The following is an 18,787-nucleotide window of genomic DNA, read 5'->3' on the forward strand; positions in this document are numbered from 1 at the left end:
TGCCCGAGTGCGCCCGGACCGCCCACCGACATCGTCGATATTCCGAGGGAGAGCCAGTGCGCCTGTCTGACCTGCGCGGACGCAAAGTCGCGGTCTGGGGGACCGGCCGGGAGGGACGAGCGGCGGTGATCGCGATCGCCGCGCACGGCCCGGCGGACCTGGTCGCCGTGGACGATGGTGGCTCGACGGTCAGCCCGCCCTGGGACGGATTCCTGGCGACGGCGGCACCGTTGGTCACCGGTGACGCGGGGGCGCAACGGCTGGCCGCCGCCGACGTGGTGGTCCGCTCGCCGGGTGTGCCGAACACCCACCCGTGGCTGGCCGAGCTGCGGCGGCGCCAGGTGCCGGTCACCCAGGGCACCGCGCTCTGGATGGCCGACCACGCCGCCCGTACCGTCGGGGTCACCGGCAGCAAGGGCAAGAGCACCACGTCCAGCCTGATCAGCCACCTGCTCGCCGCGGTGGACCAGCCCAACGTCTTCGGCGGCAACATCGGGGTGCCGACGTTGGACCTGCCCGCGGCCGACCTCTACGTGCTGGAGCTCTCCAGCTACCAGTGCAGCGACCTGAGCGACTCACCCCGGGTCGCGGTGGTGACCGCGCTCTTCCCCGAACACCTGGACGCCCACGGCGGCGAACGGGAGTACTACCGCGACAAGCTCAACCTGCTGGCCCACGGCCCGGAGACCGTTGTGGTCAACGGCGCCGACCCCCGGCTCGCCGCCGAACTCGGTGACCGGCCCGTCGTGCGAGCCGGCACCCCCGACACCATCCATGTGGCGGGCGGCCCGGACGGCGCGCCCTGGTTCCACCTCGGCGACCAGCCGCTCTTCCCCCGGGCGGTGCTGCCGCTGGTGGGACGGCACAACGAGGGCAACCTCTGCGTGGCGCTGGCCGTGCTCGACGTGCTCGGTGTTGACGTGCTCGCGCGCCGGGACACCCTGGCGGTCGCCGTCGCCGGGTTCCAGGGGCTGGCCCACCGGCTCACCGAGATCGTTGATCCGTCCGGTCTCACCTTTGTCGACGACACCCTCGCCACCAGCCCGTACGCAGCCATGCACGCGATCGACGCGTACGACGGGCGGCCGCTCACCGTGATCGTCGGCGGTGCCGACCGGGGGCTGGACTACACGCCGCTGCGAGATCACCTCGCCGAGCGGGAGATCACGGTGATCGGCGTACCGGACAGCGGGGCGCGGATCGTCGCCGCGCTGGACGGGCTGCCGAAGGTCTGGTGCGAGGTCACCGGCGATCTGGTCGAGGCCGTTCGACTGGCCCGGCGGGTCACACCGGCCGGCGGGGTGGTGCTGCTGTCACCGGCGGCGCCGAGCTACGGGCGATTCCGCAACTTCGCGCACCGCTCCGAGGTCTTCGCCCAGGCGGTCCGCGACACCGCCGGCTGATGCCGAGGAGCTCTCCACCCGCGGCTCGGCCTCAGCCGGCGGTGTCGGCCTACCTCGCCGTTGAGGAACGGGCGGGGTGGCGCCTCAGGTGAGATAGGGCTTCGCTGTTGGCAGGGGTGGCTGTGCGTCTGGTGGGATCGAAAGGATCGGAATGGGTTTGCCGCTGGGCCAGCCCAGCCCTTCCGGGCTGAAGCTCAGGGTTCCGCCAGCCGCTGGAACCTCGCCGAGGATGTTGAGTTTCCACAGTGCCGACGCGACATGCTTGTGGGTGGGGACGGCCTCCTTCCGTTCTCGAGCTGCCTGCCGGGTCGCGAGGACAGCCGTGGCGACCGCATCATGGTGCATCGTCGCGTAGCCGTCGGCGAGCGCGTCGTCGGCCTCCTGGGTGGAAAACAGTGCGTGCAGCTTCTGGTAGAAGCTCGGGTACCCGACCGGCATACCAGTCAGCACATCTGGTAACCCATCCTCCTGCTCGTTTCCCAACACTTCGTCGGCGCGTTCGTTCCAGCCGTCAGAGTCGATTGACGATGCGTAGACAACTCGAATTCGGTGTCGCTTGAGCAGGTCCACGGTCTCTTCGTCCCGGAGTGAGGACAGGCCGGTGCTGCCGAGCATGATGGTTAGTTGTTCATTATTTTCCTCACGGTCGGCGCAGTGTTTCCTGGCGAGGCTGGGAATAAGGTGATTCTTTAGTTCCTTCACTCGACCGGCGTAGAAGATCCGGACTGCTTTCGCGGCACAGACCTGCGTGCTGACGTGGTCGAATAGTGGAACGGGCTCCTCCTCGTTCAGAATTCCGTTGAACTGCTGTGCGGGACCTTCGACCATGAAGTCTTCCAGGTGTTGCTCGTACGCCTCCCGGAGTGTCCGGGTGTACATGTCGGAGTTCTGGTCGTAGACCACGATTCCTCGGCGACGATCGCGGTGACCCTCGGGGTACTCCTGGTCGAGATAATTTCTCAACGCCAGTGCGTAATGGCCGTTAGACGGCGAAACCTGAACAAAGCTGTCCGCCCGCAATGTGTCCGCGGTGAGTACCGCACCGACCGTGGCCACCTGGTGTCTCGACAGCTCCTCGGCCGCGAGTTGCGTCGCGGGAATGCTCACTCCCAGACCGACCACCGCAACCAGCGGGTGCGCCCCCGTGGTCATGCTGGCCAACCGGCTGACCGGCGGACGCCACTGTTGCTGGTTGCTGCCCTCGTTGGCTAGCAACAACTGGATCAGCGGTGTCGGGTCGCCGAACCCGTCGTCCGCCCCGCCGTTGGCCCGCCGCTGCGCCGCGTACGCCCCCTGCAGGCTGTACCGAATCCGGGCCATTGTCAGCGCGCTGCGGTCGTCCGCCGTCATGGGCATCAGCACGGCAATTCGCACGTAGGGCAGATTGCCGTACCCGCCATTGCGTACCTTCTCGTTTTCCTTCCTAATTTTCTGTTGTATCTGTTCGATGTACGGATGGAAGACAAAGGATCCGTCGGTTACTCCGACGCACTGCCCGTCGACTCGGGAAATCCCATTACCGATTGGTCCGCAGGACAGATCCCGGTACGCGAGGGTTCCGCCCCACAGCAGACTCGGCGCGACGATCACCAGGGCCAGGACAGCGGCGATGCGCCTGCGACTGCGCCGCCTTCTCTCCAGCGGTGTGGTGGGTGGCTCGAAGATGTCCGGCCGGACACGCGCGATGGGTGACCTGGTCACGGTGTCTCCTTCTGGTGCAGCCCGGCGCTCCAGACGCGAGCCAACTGCTGGTGGCGGTTTTTCTGCGTGTACAGCTCGTCGTCCCATTCCGGGTGATAGAGCGCTAACTCGTCATAGTCCCGGGCTATCTGCCGGTGTAATCCGCGGCGGCCGGTGTCGCGGAACGGGTCGGCGGCGATCCACAACCGGGCCACCAGCCCGGCGATGCAGGCCAGCTGCCGTTCGTCGCCGGACCCGAGCCAGCTGGTCAAGCCACGCGCCTGCACGGTGTGCTCGACGTCCGGGTCCAACCGACCGGGTACCGACGTCACGGCCTCCACCATTGCCAGCCAGGTCGTGGCACGACCCACCGCGTGTTGATCGAGTTTGCGAGTCACGAATTCGATGTCGCCGTCCGCGAGGGCGTAGGCGAGCTCGGCGGTGAGAGCGGTACGGGTGTCCCGCTCGTCCCGGTGCTCGAGCGGGCTTGCCTCTCGTAGCCAGCGGTGGACCACCGACCAGGTCGCTGCCCCATCCCGCCGCCCGGCCAGCCGGCGTAGCAGCAGCCGGCGCAGCACGGTGGGGCCCCACTCGTCCCGAAGGAGCCACATCGGTGACTCCCGCAACTCGCCGATGACCAGATCCGGCGCGGTGAAAAGGTCCCGCCGTCTGACCGCCAGTTCGATGGCGTGGTGCCGGGTGCGCGCCGCCGAGCAGGTGATGAGATCCTCTCTCGCCTCGTCGGGGACCCCGTCCAGGAAGAGCTGTAGTAGCCGTTCCTCCACCGCTACCCCGCCGGAATCGCCGTCGAGTACCTCGGCCAGCGACCGCCACCGGGTAGTGATGGCGGTGATCGCCTCAAGCATGATCCGGGTCGCCCCCGGGTGACCCCCGGTGAACTGGTGGATCAGGGCCGCGAGTTGATGATCATCGTCGCGGTCCAGCGACAGATCCGTCACCATGAGGTTGACCTCGTCGACGGTGAGATCGTCTAGCCGGCACCGCAGCCACCACGGCTGTACCCGCCGGTCGAGGGCCTTGTAGCTATCGACCAACGGTATGGACAGCGCTACCTGGTCGGCGCGGTTGACCTTGGCGAGGAGGCGTCCCCTGCTCGTGGCGACGACCGTGAGTGGGTCGGGAACGGCGTAGCCGTGATCGAGGTCGTCGCCGCGTACCCGAACCAGTGTTTCGAGGAGGTCGCGGGCCAGGTCAGAGTCGGCGTTGTCCAGCAGGGCGACACAGTTGAGCGACCACCCCACACTCCGCCGGCTACTGGCAAACCCATGTCGAAGGTCGGCGAGAAAGGCCGCTGACATCAGGTTGTCGATGCGCTGTTGAGCACCCCCGGTGGCGTGGGAGTGAGCCCAGCGATTCAGCCCAACCAGTGTGCTGATCGGGTCATCCTGGAGCCCGCGGTCACGGTGGCCGTACCAGTCCTGGAAACGGCCGAGGGTGAGCCGGGGGAGCCATCGGGTCATGCCGTCCACCAGCAGTGAAAGGGTTCCACGCACCATGTTGCTCGGTATGTGGGGCTGAATCGGTGTGAGGCCGGTTACCGTGCCAGCCGCCTCCTCCAAAATATCGAGCATCTGGTCGAGGCGGCGGTGCGCCTTCAGCGCGTCGGTTGCCTGCTTACGGGCCAAGCCAGGATCGTCGCGGGACAGGTCGAGTCTCATCACGAGTTGACCGACAACGAACCGAGGAAAGCGAAGTGTTCCGTATCTGTGGCACCTGCGTGACAGTTCGAAGGCAAGCGCGGACAGGAGATTGGTGACAGTGGCGTCGCGGTCGGCTCGGGTGGTAACCGTGGCCAGATCAACGAAAGCGTAGGGTACGCGCTGATGAAGTAGTTCAGCCATCGCCTCCAGTAGGGCTGTTTTGCCGCCACCTGCCGGGGCTTCGAGGACAATTACCGGAGACCTTGTGGTGGTGGGGCGACCGCCTTCGTTGAGAGGTCGTTCCATCAGGGCCCGAACCAATGTCACAGCATCCAGGCGGCCGTAGACCTGCTTCGCAACCAAATCGCCTACACCCTTCTGCGGATGTAACGTCCGAATGCGCCGGCTAGCCACGTCTGTAGATGACAAAGACCAGCGAATTATCTCTGGTGGACGCCCGACATCCTGTGTCGGGCGTCATACTCTACTTGAGAATGTTACCCCCGGGTTCAAAAATCTGACAAGAGAATCACGTAACCGATTGTCCCGCCAGGCGGCGGACGTCTTGACCCAGCCTGGGTTCAGGTCGGGGCGACCAGTGCGTACGGCTGGACTGAGGAGGTGCATATGCCCGCCACGGCGACCGGAGCGGCGGCGATGCGGAAGCCCTCAGGGGGTTGGACGGGGTCGGACTACATGCTGCTGCGTGATCACCCGCATCTCCCTGCTCATTGCCCAACAGCTCGTCGGCGCGTCCATTCCAGCCGTCAGAGTCGATTGATGATGTGTAGATGAGCGGGCGGAGGCGGAGGCCCTCAGGGGGCGCTGGCCCAGGGCCAGTGGGCGGGCTCTCCGGTGCCACCGGCGGCGGCGAACCCGGCGGCGATGACGTCGCGGTCGGCGCCGGCGGCGAGCAGGGTGTGCAGCAGGATACGCGCCTTGTAGCTGTCGAGGAAGCCCGCGCCGATCAGCCCTCGCTGCCGCAGGTCGCTCTCCGAGCCGGGGAAGGCGTAGGTGGCTTCCAGGACCGGGCCGGCGCCGATGCGGGAGGTGAGCACGACCGGGATCGTCGCCGTGAGGGCGGTGAGCTGGTCGATGAGCAGTTGGGGTACGTGGCCGACACCGAAGCCGGCCACGACGAGACCGTCCAGGTGCTCGGCGCCGGCGAGCAGGGCTCCGTCGTCGCCGACGGTGACGGTGTGCAGCCCGACCCGGGGTGTCCGGGTGATCGCCGCCAGCGGCACGGTCAGCCGGTGGGGCGGGTAGGCGAGCAGCCGAACCGCGCCTTCGACGACGTGGCCGAGCGGGCCGGTGTTCGGCGAGCGAAAGGTGCCGCCACTGGTGGAGTGCGTCTTGCGGACGTACCGCGCGGCGTGGATCTCGTCGGCGAAGACCACCAGCGCGCCGAGGCCACGGGCGGTGGGGCTGGCGGCGGTGTGGATCGCGGCGAGGACGTTGGCCGGCCCGTCGGCGCCGGCCTGGGTCGGGTTGCGCATCGCCCCGGTCACCACGATGGGAGCGTCGCCGCCGTGCAGTAGGTCGAGCAGGTAGGCGGTTTCCTCGATGGTGTCGGTGCCCTGGGTGACCACGACGCCCTCCACGTCGCCGATGGTGGTGCGTTCGGCGACCAGGGCGGCGAGCGCGGTGAGGTCGTCGAGGCGCAGGGAGGCGCTCGGAAGCTGGCAGAAGGTCTGGACCTGTACGTCGATGCCGGTGTCGGCGGCACCGGGTACGGCGGCGATGAGGTCTTCGGCGGTGAGGGTCGGCACGACGCCGCCAGCGCCGCCGGTCATGGCGATCGTGCCGCCGAGGGAGAGCATCAGCACCGATGTCGGCCGCTCCGTCACCGCACCTCCTCGTCCGGGTGTGCCGGCGGCAGCCTGTCACAGTTTCCAGGTGAAGCCGAGGCGGCTCGACCGATCCGCTTGACCTTGACACCGTGACAAGGTCTTGACTGTGCCGGGAGGTGGTACTACCCATGAACCAGGTGCAGAACACCCGCCGCGCGGTGGCGGCCCTGAGCGCCGAGGCGTCGTCAGCCCGGCTGCAGGCGGCCATGCTGCTCGGCGGGCACCGCGACCCGAGTGTTGTCACCGCGCTGGTGCGGCGGTGCGCGGTCGAGCCGGACTTCTTCGTAAGAGACATGCTCACCTGGGCACTCACCCGCCTGCCGGAGGCGGTCACGCTGCCCAAACTCCTCGCCGAGCTCACGTCTGAGCAGGCCCAGGCCCGTAGTCAGGCCCTGCACTCGCTTTCCAAGATCAATAACCGGAGCGTGTACCCCTCGATCGTCGGGACTCTGCTGCGCGACCCCGACGACGAGGTCGCGCGGACCGCCTGGCGGGCCGCTGTCGCTCTCGTCCCCGAAGACAAGGAGGAGGCGTTGGCCGTGGAGCTGGTCAGCCAGCTTGGCCGCGGGGACCGGGACGTGCGGCTGAGCCTCAGTCGGGCACTGGTCGGCCTCGGTACGGCGGCCCTGCCGGCCCTCGCCGTCGGCGTCAACCGCCCGGAGCCGACGGCGCGGGAACACGCCCACGCCACGCTGCTGCTGCTCCGCGACCCGGAGGCCGACTACGACGAACTCGCCGAGGAGGCGCGACGGCTCGCCGCCGGCAAGCTGGACCCGATGGGGAGGGGGAAGGAACCGCCATGCTGATCGGCGACGTGGCACGCCGCTCCGGAGTGAGCACCCGCATGCTTCGGCACTACGACTCGCTGGGGCTGGTACGACCGACCGGTCGCACCCCGGGCGGTTACCGCGAATACTCCGACGAGGACGCACGGCGGCTCTTTCACGTGGCGGGCCTGCGGTCGCTGGGGCTGTCGCTGCCTCAGATCGCCCGGGTGCTCCAGGATCCCACCTGCACGCCCGCCGGTCTGGTCCGCGACCTCATCAGCTGGACCGAGGAGCGGCTGGACCGGGAACGGGAGCTACTCGACCGGCTGCGTACGGTCGCCGCCGCGGCGCCCACCGGATGGCCGGACGTCCTGCGCGTCACCGAACTCCTCACCGGACTCAACTCACCTGACGTCGCCCTGCGCCAGCGCAGCGCCCTGGTCCCCGCCGCGGAGGTGCGGGTGCCCGCCGAGCTACTGGCCGGCGCGGTCCTCGCCGAAGCCGACCCGAATGTGGCCGGCGCGCTGCGCTGGGCGCTCGGACGGGCGGACGGCGACGCCCTGGCAACGTTGGCGTCCGGCGCCCGCTCCGAGAACGTGGACATCCGCCGCCGCGCTATCCGGGCGGTTGCCGAGTTGACCGGTGACGAGGCGACCGCGGTGCTCGTGGACGCCCTCGACGACCCGGACCCGACGGTCCGCCGACACGCGGCCCTGGCACTGGGTGCGCACGGCGAGGCGGTGGCCGTGCCCGCCCTCGTCGACCTGGTGGTCGAGGGCGGGCGCGACGTCGAGGCGGCTGAGCACCTGGGGGCCCTGGCCGAGGAGCCAGCCCGCGCTGAACAGATCGTCAGCGCGCTCGCCGCCGAACTCGCCGACCCCACCGCGGACTCCGCCGCCCGCAGCCGGCTCACCCAGGCCATCCTGGAGCTGCCTCGAACTGTTGCGCAGCCCGTCCTGCGACGGTTGTCCCGCGACGATGACCCGGTGGTGGCATGGACCGCCGCGGCCTATCTGGAAGACGAAGACGCCACGTCACGTTAAGGGGTGGTGCTCGGCACTTCTCGGCCGAACGCGACGTCGGATTGCCGCCAGACTCCCTGCTCGCAGCAGGTGAACATGACATGTGTTCACGAACACAACAGGAGAGATGAGCGAACATGAGTGCGGTACTTGGCGGCAAGGTGGCATTCGTGACCGGCGGCAGCCGTGGCATCGGCGAGGCCGTGGCGCTGAGGCTGGCAGCGGACGGCGCCGACGTCGCGTTGACCTACCGGGACAGTGTGGAGCGCGCGGCGGATGTCGTCGACCGGATCAAGGCGCTGGGGCGCCGGGCCTGGGCGGTCCAGGCTGACAGTGCAGACCCGACTGCTGTGCGCACGGCCGTGGATCAGGCCGTCGCGGAGTTCGGGCGGCTCGACATCGTGGTCAACAACGCGGGGATTCTGGTGCGCGGTCTGGTCGAAGACATGTCACTGGAGGACATCGACCGCGTGTTGAGCGTCAATGTACGGGCACCCTTCGTGGCTTCCCAGGCGGCGGTACGGCACATGACCGAAGGCGGAAGGATCATCAATATCGGCAGTTGCCTGGCCCAGCGGGTGCCGCTCCCCGGTGTCTCGCTGTATTCGACGAGTAAGACCGCATTGATCGGCCTGACCAGGTCGTTGGCCCGCGAGTTGGGTGCCAGGGGGATCACCGCCAACCTGGTCCATCCCGGGCCGACGGAGACCGACATGAACCCCGCCGACGCCGAGGGCGCCGATGTGCAGCAGAGCCTCACCGCACTCGGTCGTTTCGGCCAGTCGTCGGACGTCGCCGCGACCGTCGCCCACCTCGCGGGTGACGCTGGTCGCTATGTCACTGGTGCCGCCATCGCGGTGGACGGTGGCTTCGCCGCGTGACCCTGGCGGCGACTCCGCCGCTGGATCCACGCGGACCGACTCAGGCCGCTGTCCTCAGCGGCGTGGCCTGAGTCGATCCGCATGGCACCGCAGGCTATGCCCCGCCCCAGACGCCGGTGGCCGCGGTGCGCGTGGCGTAGTCGGCGAAGTCGCGCGGCGGCCGGCCGAGGGCCCGCGTAACACCGTCGCTCAGCCGGGCATTGCGCCCGTCCAGCAGGGTCGTGAAGAGGTACGTCAACAACTCGATCGTGCCAGCCGGGACACCGGCGGCGGCGAGTCCGTCCGCGTACTCCGCGGAGGAGACCTGCACGAGCTCGATGGTCCGGCCCGTGCTGGTGGCGATGTCGGCGATCGCCTCGCCGAAGGTGAGCAGCCGGGGCCCGGTCAGCTCGTAGAGCTGCCCGGCGTGCCCATGGCCGGTGAGTGCCGCCACCGCCACGTCGGCGATGTCGTCGGCGTCCACGAACGGCTCGGGTACGGCCCCGACCGGGAGAACGACCTCACCGCCGCGGACCGGCTCCAGGAGGTAGTCCTCGCTGAAGTTCTGGTTGAACCAGCTCGACCGCAGGACCGTCCACTCCACCCCGGCGGCCTGGACGTGCTCCTCGGCGGACCGGGCAATCTCCTCCCCGCGCCCGGAGAGCAGCACCAGCCGGGAGACCCCGGCCGCCACCGCGAGATCGGTGAACGCGGCGACCGTCTTCAGCGCGCCCGGCTCGGCGAGGTCCGGGTGGTAGGAGAGGTAGACGGCGTTCACGTCCCGCAGGGTCGGTGCCCAGGTCGCCGGTTCGGTCCAGTCGAAGGGCTGTCGGGCGGTGCGGGAGCCAACCCGCACCGGTACGCCCTGATCTCGCAGCCGGGCCACGATGCGTCGGCCGGTCTTGCCGGTGCCGCCGAGGACCAGGGTGTGTTGTTGCTTTCGTTGGTCTGTCATACGCCCAGTGAAGTGCGCCAGCCTGAGACGGGACATAGCTAATCCGCGCGAGCTTGTGTTCAATCGTCTACATGGACGCAGTCGTAGGTCTCCTTGATGGACCCCGAGCCCAGGGTGCGTTCCTGTTGCGCTCGGTCCTGACCCCGCCGTGGTCCCTGGCGATCCGGGACGAGGCGCCCCTCACCCTGGTGGCCCTGGTCCGAGGTGACGCTTGGGTCGCGCCGGAGGAGGGTACGGCGGTCCGGCTGACCCCGGGGGACATCGCGATCGTCCGCGGCCCCGCCCCGTACCGGGTCGCCGACGACCCCTCCACGGCACCGCAGGCCGTCATTCATCCTGGCCAACGCTGCACCGGCCCCGATGGTGGGGAACTCTGCGGAATGAGTGAGTGGGGGGTGCGGACCTGGGGCAACAGCGCGGACGGCCCGACGATGCTGCTGACCGGTGCGTACCCGATGCGGCAGTGCGGTCAGCCAACGGCTGCTGACCGCACTGCCGCCGCTGCTCATCGTGCCCGGCGACTCCTGGGACTCTCCGTTGATCCCACTGCTGGCCGACGAGATCGTCAAGGATGACCCCGGTCAGGAGGCGGTTCTCGACCGGCTGCTGGACCTGCTGCTCATCGCCGTGCTGCGGGAATGGTTCGCCCGTCCCGGTGCCGAGCCCCCCGGCTGGTACCAAGCGCATAGCGATCCCGTCGTCGGCCCCGCCCTGCGAATGCTGCACCACGACCCGGCCCGGCCGTGGACCGTGGCATCTCTGGCCGCCGAAGCCGGAGTCTCCCGGGCGGCGTTTGCCCGGCGGTTCACCGCACTGGTTGGTGAACCGCCCATGTCCTATCTGACCGGCTGGCGGTTGAGTCTCGCCGCCGACCTGCTTCGGGAGCCGCACGCCACCGTCGGTGCGGTCGCCCGCCGGGTGGGCTACGGCAGCTCCTTCGCGCTCAGCACCGCCTTCAAGCGCCGCCGTGGGGTGAGCCCCCGTGCACACCGCTCGGCCGCTGGGCGGTAGCAGATCGAGGGCGGTCCTGGTGGGTCGTGGATCGATCCGATGGCCGGACAGACGGTGCCGCAGGCAGACAGGCAGTGGGGACAAGGGCTGCTACTGAGGATAGTCCGCCCCAGCGAGGAGGAGCGCGGTATGGGACGACTGAACCACGTTGCCAGGATCCTTATAATGACCGGGGGTGCCTTCTGGTTCACCTCCATGACTTTGAACGGATTTAGATCATCCTGGCTTTCCGCTGCTCTGATCGGAGTAGTCACAATCGGTGGCGTTCTCATTATTGTCGATGGAGAACTAAAAAAGCGGCGGGAGTGATAAAAGCCTCCCACCAGGAGGGGAGCCCTATTCTCTGGTCGACCAGGCGGGTAGGGAACTCCATCATTGCGGGGTTTATCTTGCGATTCGTGGTGCTCCGAGTAGGTCGTGGGTGACCGCCCGGCGTATGCCTCCGCGCAGGGCCAGCACTCCGGAGACCATTGACGTGTACTCACCGGTGATAGGGGAGGAAAACACCCATCGGGTACGGACGTTGCTGCGAGGCTGCTGGACCGGGGTGTCGGACTGGCGCACCGACGGTGATGGCGTCAGCGAACTCCCGCTGCTCCGGCGGTCGGCCACCCCGTCGTCGGGGCCGGCCCCGTGGGTGCTGCTACTGTCACCGGAATGTTCTTCCTTCGTGCGTAGACCAAAGACTGCCTCTGCCCTGGTGCGGATCAGGGCCCTGCTGTCTTTGACCTGCCTTTGGCGCGCGTACGCGCGCCACGTTCGATGAGGAACGTCATATGTCTTCCCGGTTAGGGAATCCTTCGTACTCTACGGTGCTGCGTCGGCCATCTGCGCTGGCCACTCTGGACCGTCATGGCCTGGGCACGGCTACGGCCGACGCTCTCAAGGCCGCCGTGACCCTGTCCCTTGCCCGTATGCCGGGTGCTCCGTCCGGCGCCGGCACCGTCACGGGCCTCCGTCCGTAGCCGCCCACGGCCGCACCCCGGCCCCGGACGAACCCTGCCCTCCGCGATCCCGTACCCCCTGGTCCGCAGCCCGTCCCGTGCCCGCCACCGGGACGCGTGAACCCGCAGGAGTCCCCCGTGTCATCCGCATCCCCTGTGCATGCCCCCTCCTATCTCACCGTCCTCCGGCTACCGCAGGCGGCCCGCACGTTCGGTGCCGCGCTCGTCGCCCGGTTCGCCTACGGCATCGTCTTCCTGGCGCTGGTGCTCACCGTCGAACACGCGACGGGGTCGTACGCCGTCGCCGGTGGTGTCCTGGCCGTCTTCGGACTCGCCAGTTCCCTGCTGGCCCCGTACCGCGCCCGCCTCATCGACCGGCACGGTGTGCACCGGGCGCTGCTGCCCATGGCGGCGGCATGTGCGTCGCTGCTCGGCCTGATCGCGGCGGTGGCCTGGCAGCCCGGCGCCCCCGGTGCAGCGCTGTGGGTGCTCGGCACCGCGGCCGGCGCGTGCGCGCCCCCGCTGGGACCGTTCATGCGCACCCTGTGGCGTGATCTGGTCCCGGACGACGACGAGCAACTGCTCCAGCGGGCCTACTCGTTGGACACTGTCGCGGAGGAACTGCTCTACGTCGTCGGGCCCCTGCTGGCCGGGGTGCTCACGGCGCTCGCCGAGCCCGCCCTCGGAGTCGCCCTGAGCGCGGTGCTGCTGTTCGGCGGCACGGCTGTCCTCGCGGGTTCCCCGGTCGCCGCCTCCTTCCGCGGTTCAGCCGCGCCGCAGCCCGACACCGGCGGCGAGCAGGGGGCCGCCCCGCCCCGCCGGGACGCACGCTGGTGGACGTCCCTGGCCGATCCGGTTCTTGCTACCGCCGGGCTGGGGGCCTGCATGGGGGCCTTCACTCTCCTGGCCGTCGCCTTCGCGGACCGGCACGGCGCCGCTGCCTCCGTGTCCTGGGTGTCGGCGGCGCTGGCGGTCAGCAGCGCGCTGGGCGGGCTGCTCTACGGTGCGGTGCGCTGGCGGCTGTCCACGCGCACCCGGCTGCCGATTCTGGCCGCTTTTCTCGGAGTTTTCTGTGTGCTGTCCGGCCAGGCCACTGGAATGGTCGGGCTGGTTGCGCTGGCCGGTGCCGTTGGGTTTCTGATGGCGCCGGCGCTGACCACGGCCTATCTGATTGCCGGCGAAGTGGATTCCCAGGCCCGCAGTACGGAGGCCGGTACCTGGGTGAATACCGCCTTCAACACGGGAAATGCCGCGGGGGCGGCCGGGATCGGCCTGCTGCTGTCTCCCCTCTCTTTGGCCTGGTGTTTCGCTGTGACCGGAGCCGTTGTGCTGCTTCCCGCAGCCGTCACGGCCCTGTCTCAGACTGCTCGAAAAATTCGCGGCTCGACAATCATGGGGTCCTCAATCCGCACGGGACGCGACAACCGCCGGCCGGTTGACGTGGTGTCAGGTGGACGGTGCGGTGACGCTACACGGTGCCAGTTGTTCGCGGTGCGCGGTGGTGAGAGCGTGCCGTCATCACCCGCTTCGTTGAGAGGTGTCACTATGACCACCGACGATCTGCTGGCCCGGCACCGGGCGGTGCTCCCGTCCTGGATGCCGCTCTACTACGACGAACCGCTCGAACTCGTCGCTGGTCAGGGGCGTCGGGTCACCGACGCGCAGGGCCGCACGTACCTGGATTTCTTCGGCGGCGTGCTGACCAACAGCATCGGCTACGACATTCCGGAGATCCGCGCGGCGGTGGAGCGCCAGCTGCGTACCGGGATCGTGCACACCTCGACGCTCTACCTGATCCGACAGCAGGTGGAGTTGGCTGAGAAGGTGGCCCGGCTGTCCGGCATCCCGGACGCGCGGGTCTTCTTCACCAACTCCGGCACCGAGGCCAACGAGGCCGCGTTGCTGATGGCCACCAACTATCGGCGTTCGCACCAGATCCTCGCCGTGCGCAACAGCTATCACGGCCGGTCGTACGCGACCATCGGGGTCACCGGCAACCGGGGCTGGTCGGCGAGTCCGCTGAACCCGTTGCAGGTGGCCTGGCTGCACTCGGGGGAGCGGCTGCGGGGCCTGCTGGCCCGGCTTCCCGAGGCGGATCGGATCGACGCGGCGGTGGAGGACCTGCGGGAGGTTCTGGCCACCCAGACCTCGGGTGATGTCGCCTGCCTGATCGCCGAGCCGATTCAGGGCGTCGGCGGATTCGTCCACGGCCCGGACGGGCTGCTCGGCGGTTGGCGCAAGGTGCTCGACGAGCACGGCATCCTGCTCATCTCGGACGAGGTGCAGACCGGCTGGGGGCGGACCGGCACGCACTTCTGGGGCTACCAGGCCCACGGCGTGACCCCGGACATGATCACCTTCGCCAAGGGCGTCGGCAACGGGTTCGCGCTCGCCGGTGTGGTCGGGCGGGCCGAGGTGGTCGAGTCGGTGCCGGCGATCAGCTTCTCCACCTTCGGCGGCAACCCGATCTCCGCCGCCGCCGGCAACGCCGTCCTCGACTACCTGCTCGACAACGATCTGCAGGCCAACGCGGACCGGGTCGGCACGATCCTCAACGAGGGGCTGCGCGCCGCGGTCGGCGGGCTCCCCGGGGTCGCCGAGGTACGCGGGAAGGGGCTGATGCTCGGCGTCGAGTTCGTCCTTCCGGGCACCGCGGACCCGGATCCCGGGCGCGCGACCCAGGTGTTCGAGGCGTGCCGGGCCGGTGGCCTGCTCGTCGGCAAGGGCGGCCTGTACGGGAACGTGGTGCGGATGGGCCCGCCGTTGACCCTGACCGAGGAGGAGGCCCGGGAGGGCCTGGCAATTCTGGTGGACGCGATCCGGTCCGGCGGGACCGCGGCGGAGGTGGCGGCGTGAGTCTCATCGGGCACTTCGTGGACGGCAAGCTGCTCACCGGCACGGCGGTGCGTCGCGGCGACGTCTTCGACCCGGCCACCGGCGCGCGTACCGCGGAGGTCGAGCTGGCCTCCGCGGCGGAGGTGGCGGCAGCGGTCGAGGCCGCCGACCGGGCCGCGCGGAGTTGGCGAGACGCCTCCCTGTCGCGGCGCACGGCGGTGCTCTTCGCCTTCCGCGAGCTGGTCCACGCCCGGCGCGACCGGCTCGCCGAGGTGATCACCGCGGAGCACGGCAAGGTGCTCGCCGACGCCGCCGGCGAGGTGCAGCGCGGGCTGGAGGTCATCGAGTACGCCTGCGGCATCCCCGCGGCGATGCGCGGCGGGTTCAGCGAGAACGTCTCGACCGAGGTGGACTCCTACAACCTGCGCCAGCCCCTCGGGGTGGTGGCGGTGATCAGCCCCTTCAACTTCCCGGTGATGGTGCCGCTCTGGTTCGTGCCGGTCGCGGTGGCCACGGGCAACGCGGTGGTGCTCAAGCCCAGTGAGAAGGACCCGAGCGCGGCGCTGTTGCTGGCGGAGTGGTTCGCCGAGGCGGGCCTGCCGCCGGGGGTGCTCAACGTGGTCAACGGGGACAAGGAGGCCGTGGACGCCCTGTTGGATCATCCGGCGGTGCGGGCGGTGTCGTTCGTCGGCTCCACGCCGGTCGCCCGGCACGTGCACCAGCGGGCGTCGCTGGCGGGCAAGCGGGTGCAGGCCCTCGGTGGGGCGAAGAACCACATGGTGGTGCTCCCGGACGCGGATCTGGACCTGGCCGCCGACGCCGCCGTCAACGCGGGGTTCGGGTCGGCGGGGGAGCGCTGTATGGCGATCTCGGCGCTGGTCGCGGTGGAGCCGGTCGCGGACGCGCTGGTCGCGAAGATCGCCGAGCGGATGGCGGGGCTGCGCACCGGCGACGGCCGGCGCGGCTGCGACATGGGCCCGCTGGTCACCGCCGCGCACGCCGAGCGGGTGCGCTCGTACGTCGAGGCGGGCGTGGCGGCGGGCGCGGTGCCGGTGGTGGACGGTCGGGACGTGCGTCCGGACGGGGACCCGAACGGCTACTGGTTGGGGCCGACCCTGTTCGACCGGGTCACCCCGGAGATGTCGGTCTACACCGACGAGATCTTCGGCCCGGTGCTGTCGGTGGTCCGGGTCGGTTCGTACGAGGAGGCCGTCCACCTGGTCAACACCAACCCGTACGGCAATGGGACGGCCATCTTCACCAATGATGGGGGCGCCGCCCGGCGTTACCAGCACGAGGTGGAGGTGGGCATGGTGGGGATCAACGTGCCGATCCCGGTGCCGATGGCGTACTACTCCTTCGGCGGCTGGAAGGCGTCGCTCTTCGGTGACCTGCACGCGCACGGGGAGGACGGGGTGCGCTTCTTCACCCGGGGCAAGGTGGTCACCAGCCGCTGGCTGGACCCCCGACACGGTGGGGTCAACCTGGGGTTCCCCACCCAGACCTGAGCAGCCGCAGGGTGCCCGCCCCGGCCAGGTAGGCCACCAGCGCCGGGACGGGCAGCCCGAGCAGCAGCGGGGCGTCCCGTGGGGCCGTCGCGTTGACGACGAGCGCGGCGACGACGGCGACGAAGGCGGCGACGGCGAGCACGCTGCGGCCGGTGACCCGCCAGTGGTGCTCCGCCCGGTCGTCCGACGGCGGAGCGGGTCCTCGGGCGGCCGGGGGGCGGCCGGTGCGCGCCTCGATCGGACCGAAGATGGCGACCAGGACGGCCAGGAACACAGCGAGGATCAGGACCCAGGGGATCCGCCAGGCCAGCCAGGCGGCCGTGCCGGCGGCCGGGGTCGGTAGCAACCCCACCGCGTCCAGGGCCCCGATCGCCAGGATCGCCGCGCTCAGGTGCCACAGGAAGACCGTCAGGACGACGCTGTTCACCGCGATCACCGCCATCCAGGGGCGGTCGCGGCGTAGCCAGCGCTGCGCCGGTCGGCGCAGCAGTAGGAGGAGCCCGAGCTGTGCGGTGCTCACCGCCAGGAGCGCGAGGCTGGGCGGGGCGGCGTTGTTCAGCCGCTCACCCGGAATATTGATCATGCTTACCGGGTACGGGCCGGGACCGGTCAGCAGCACCGCCACCGCCAGCCCACCGAGCAGCGCCGTCCAGCCGGCCCGCCGGGACAGCGGTAGCCGCCGGGTGCGGAGTCCCGTCGAGCGGCCACGCGGTGCCGCAGCGTCAGCGTCTTTCTTGTCCGCGTCGTACCAGGCGAAGCCGATCTGGTGAATGGCCAGCCAGCCGAAGAGATAGTTCGGCAGGGCGGTGTCGTGCAGACCGAGTTCGCGCGTCAGGTCCCCCGCCGCGACCAGGACGGCCAGCGCCACCGGTACGAGGAGCCCGTACCGCCGGTGCAGCGCGTACATCACCGGGGTCAGCGGCACCACGAGGAGGTACGCGGCGAGGAACCACAGCGGGATGGTGGCGAAGTAGACCACGGTCCGGACCAACGACGGGTCAGCGCCGCCGAGCCGGGCGGCGAGGCCAACGGCGGCGAGGACGAGGATCAGCATGCTGGTGGGCCGAAGCAGGCGGGCGCTGCGGCCGAGCAGCCAGCCGGTGGCGTCACCGCCCCGATGGAGGTGTGAGCTCAGGGAGGCGGCGTTGGCGTACCCACCGACCAGAAAGAAGATCGGCATGACCTGGACCGCCCAGGTCAGTGGGTAGGCCCAGGGGAGGTCGGGCAGCGCGGAGCGCGCGGTGGGCTGCCCGGAGGCGTCGTGCCCGATGTCCACGACGCTCCAGTGACCGAGAACGACCATGATGATGGCGAGGGCCCGGAGCAGGTCGAGGTAGCGGTTCCGGCTCGCCGGTGTCGCCTCGGCGAGTCGGCGCAGGCGGCCCATGAGCGCAAGCGTAGGGGACGGTGCCGCTCACCGGTCGGCGTTCGCCCAGACACGGCTGTTGGCCGGCACCCGAACCGGGTGCCGGCCAACAGTTTCTTTCCCCCTTGGTTGGGTCAGGTCTGTGGGCGGGGGGTGTGGTGCTGCGGTGGGGTCAGTTGGTCCAGTGCGCGGCGACGAGGTCGGCGGCCTGGGTCTCCCACTGGGCGTAGTGGAACGGGTAGGCCGACACCTGGACCTTCTGGGCGGCTTCGGTCAACGGCAGTTCCTGCCAGCCGTCGACCTGCTTGAGGCCGTTGAGGAAGGCGGTGGTGGAGTACTCGGGGTCGGTGATCTGCTCCACGCTGCCCCAACCGGAGGAGGGGCGCTGCTGGAACAGGCCCTGCGAGTCGTGGTCGTTACGCGCACCCAGGTGTCCCAGGTTCTCCAGCTTCGACTCCTGCAAGCTGGTAGCGATCGCGACCACGGCGGCGCGTTCGTCCATGCCGGCCTTCTTCGTGGCCTCGATGATGGCCTTCACATTCGATACCTGCTCGTCGCCCAGGTCGATGCGGGACTGCTCGCCCTGGGTGCCGTGCGGGATCAGCGTGCCCATGTCCGGCTTCTCCACCTGCACCACACCAGCAGCGGCGGCGGGGGTGGTGGTGGTGTCGGTGAGGGTGGCCAGGGGGCCGGCGACGACACCGGTGGACAGGGCCAGACCAGCGATACCAAGCACACTACGACGCAGAATCGTGTTCACCATGGGGGTTGCTCCATTCGGGGGTCGACACCCATCACGCACGCCCGAAGGGGGTCAGGCGGCAACAGGGTGCAAGCACCGTCCGGCGCTCAAAACAAAACGAGAAGAAAAGAGAAGGGGGTCGGCTACCGCGGTCCGGGGACACGCACGGCGCCGGGTCCAGAT

The 18,787-nt window shown here is 69.5% G+C and carries 12 protein-coding genes and 2 pseudogenes; 8 read left to right on the forward strand and 6 right to left on the reverse strand.

The window, feature by feature from the left end; translation table 11 throughout:
• Window positions 1-56 precede the first annotated feature (56 nt).
• Entirely contained in the window at window positions 57-1,403 is a 1,347-nt protein-coding gene (murD, locus tag AC1UKG_RS05410) for a UDP-N-acetylmuramoyl-L-alanine--D-glutamate ligase (protein WP_482642736.1), read from the forward strand.
• 84 nt (window positions 1,404-1,487) lie between these two features.
• On the opposite strand, the gene AC1UKG_RS05415 is transcribed toward murD, so the two are convergent.
• The 3 genes from AC1UKG_RS05415 to AC1UKG_RS05425 all read right to left on the reverse strand — a co-directional run bounded on the left by AC1UKG_RS05415 (window position 1,488) and on the right by AC1UKG_RS05425 (window position 6,591).
• Window positions 1,488-3,104, reverse strand: coding sequence for a hypothetical protein (locus AC1UKG_RS05415; protein WP_482642737.1), 1,617 nt, complete (start codon window positions 3,102-3,104; stop codon window positions 1,488-1,490).
• On the reverse strand, window positions 3,101-4,762 hold the full coding sequence (locus AC1UKG_RS05420) for a hypothetical protein (RefSeq protein WP_482642750.1): 1,662 nt from the start codon (window positions 4,760-4,762) through the stop codon (window positions 3,101-3,103). The genes AC1UKG_RS05415 and AC1UKG_RS05420 overlap by 4 nt, the downstream gene beginning before the upstream one ends.
• Window positions 4,763-5,559: 797 nt before the next feature.
• The gene (locus AC1UKG_RS05425) at window positions 5,560-6,591 is read right to left on the reverse strand and encodes an asparaginase (RefSeq protein ID WP_482642738.1); all 1,032 of its coding nucleotides are present in this window, start codon (window positions 6,589-6,591) and stop codon (window positions 5,560-5,562) included.
• Window positions 6,592-6,722: 131 nt separating this feature from the next.
• Between AC1UKG_RS05425 and AC1UKG_RS05430 the strand changes: the two genes are divergently transcribed.
• From AC1UKG_RS05430 to AC1UKG_RS05440, 3 genes are all read left to right on the forward strand, one after another.
• The gene (locus tag AC1UKG_RS05430; RefSeq protein ID WP_475890812.1) at window positions 6,723-7,400 is read left to right on the forward strand and encodes a HEAT repeat domain-containing protein; all 678 of its coding nucleotides are present in this window, start codon (window positions 6,723-6,725) and stop codon (window positions 7,398-7,400) included.
• Entirely contained in the window at window positions 7,394-8,404 is a 1,011-nt protein-coding gene (locus tag AC1UKG_RS05435; protein WP_482642739.1) for a HEAT repeat domain-containing protein, read from the forward strand. The genes AC1UKG_RS05430 and AC1UKG_RS05435 overlap by 7 nt, the downstream gene beginning before the upstream one ends.
• Before the next feature lie 116 nt (window positions 8,405-8,520).
• Window positions 8,521-9,264, forward strand: coding sequence for a 3-oxoacyl-ACP reductase family protein (locus AC1UKG_RS05440; protein ID WP_482642740.1), 744 nt, complete (start codon window positions 8,521-8,523; stop codon window positions 9,262-9,264).
• Between the two features lie 94 nt (window positions 9,265-9,358).
• On the opposite strand, the gene AC1UKG_RS05445 is transcribed toward AC1UKG_RS05440, so the two are convergent.
• Window positions 9,359-10,198 carry an NAD(P)H-binding protein gene (locus AC1UKG_RS05445; RefSeq protein ID WP_026271387.1) on the reverse strand — a complete coding sequence of 280 codons (840 nt, stop codon included), beginning with the start codon at window positions 10,196-10,198 and terminating at the stop codon, window positions 9,359-9,361.
• A 71-nt stretch (window positions 10,199-10,269) separates the two neighbouring features.
• Between AC1UKG_RS05445 and AC1UKG_RS05450 the strand changes: the two are divergent.
• The 4 genes and pseudogenes from AC1UKG_RS05450 to AC1UKG_RS05465 all read left to right on the forward strand — a co-directional run bounded on the left by AC1UKG_RS05450 (window position 10,270) and on the right by AC1UKG_RS05465 (window position 16,496).
• Window positions 10,270-11,209 (forward strand): annotated as a pseudogene (locus tag AC1UKG_RS05450) (AraC family transcriptional regulator).
• 1,100 nt (window positions 11,210-12,309) lie between these two features.
• Window positions 12,310-13,050, forward strand: a pseudogene (locus AC1UKG_RS05455) (MFS transporter); the annotation flags it as partial.
• A 648-nt stretch (window positions 13,051-13,698) separates the two neighbouring features.
• On the forward strand, window positions 13,699-15,009 hold the full coding sequence (locus tag AC1UKG_RS05460; RefSeq protein ID WP_482642742.1) for an aspartate aminotransferase family protein: 1,311 nt from the start codon (window positions 13,699-13,701) through the stop codon (window positions 15,007-15,009).
• Complete coding sequence (locus AC1UKG_RS05465) at window positions 15,006-16,496, forward strand: CoA-acylating methylmalonate-semialdehyde dehydrogenase (protein WP_018737104.1); 1,491 nt, start codon at window positions 15,006-15,008, stop codon at window positions 16,494-16,496. The genes AC1UKG_RS05460 and AC1UKG_RS05465 overlap by 4 nt, the downstream gene beginning before the upstream one ends.
• Here the strand turns inward: AC1UKG_RS05465 and AC1UKG_RS05470 are convergent.
• Together AC1UKG_RS05470 and AC1UKG_RS05475 are read right to left on the reverse strand one after the other, a co-directional pair.
• A complete protein-coding gene (locus AC1UKG_RS05470) occupies window positions 16,468-17,883 on the reverse strand; it encodes an acyltransferase family protein (RefSeq protein ID WP_482642743.1) in 1,416 nt (471 codons plus the stop codon). The two genes, AC1UKG_RS05465 and AC1UKG_RS05470, sit on opposite strands and share 29 nt — an antisense overlap.
• A 151-nt stretch (window positions 17,884-18,034) precedes the next feature.
• On the reverse strand, window positions 18,035-18,625 hold the full coding sequence (locus tag AC1UKG_RS05475; RefSeq protein WP_482643188.1) for a hypothetical protein: 591 nt from the start codon (window positions 18,623-18,625) through the stop codon (window positions 18,035-18,037).
• Window positions 18,626-18,787 lie beyond the last annotated feature (162 nt).

It is taken from the genome of Salinispora sp. CH2A1_6 (assembly GCF_056820975.1).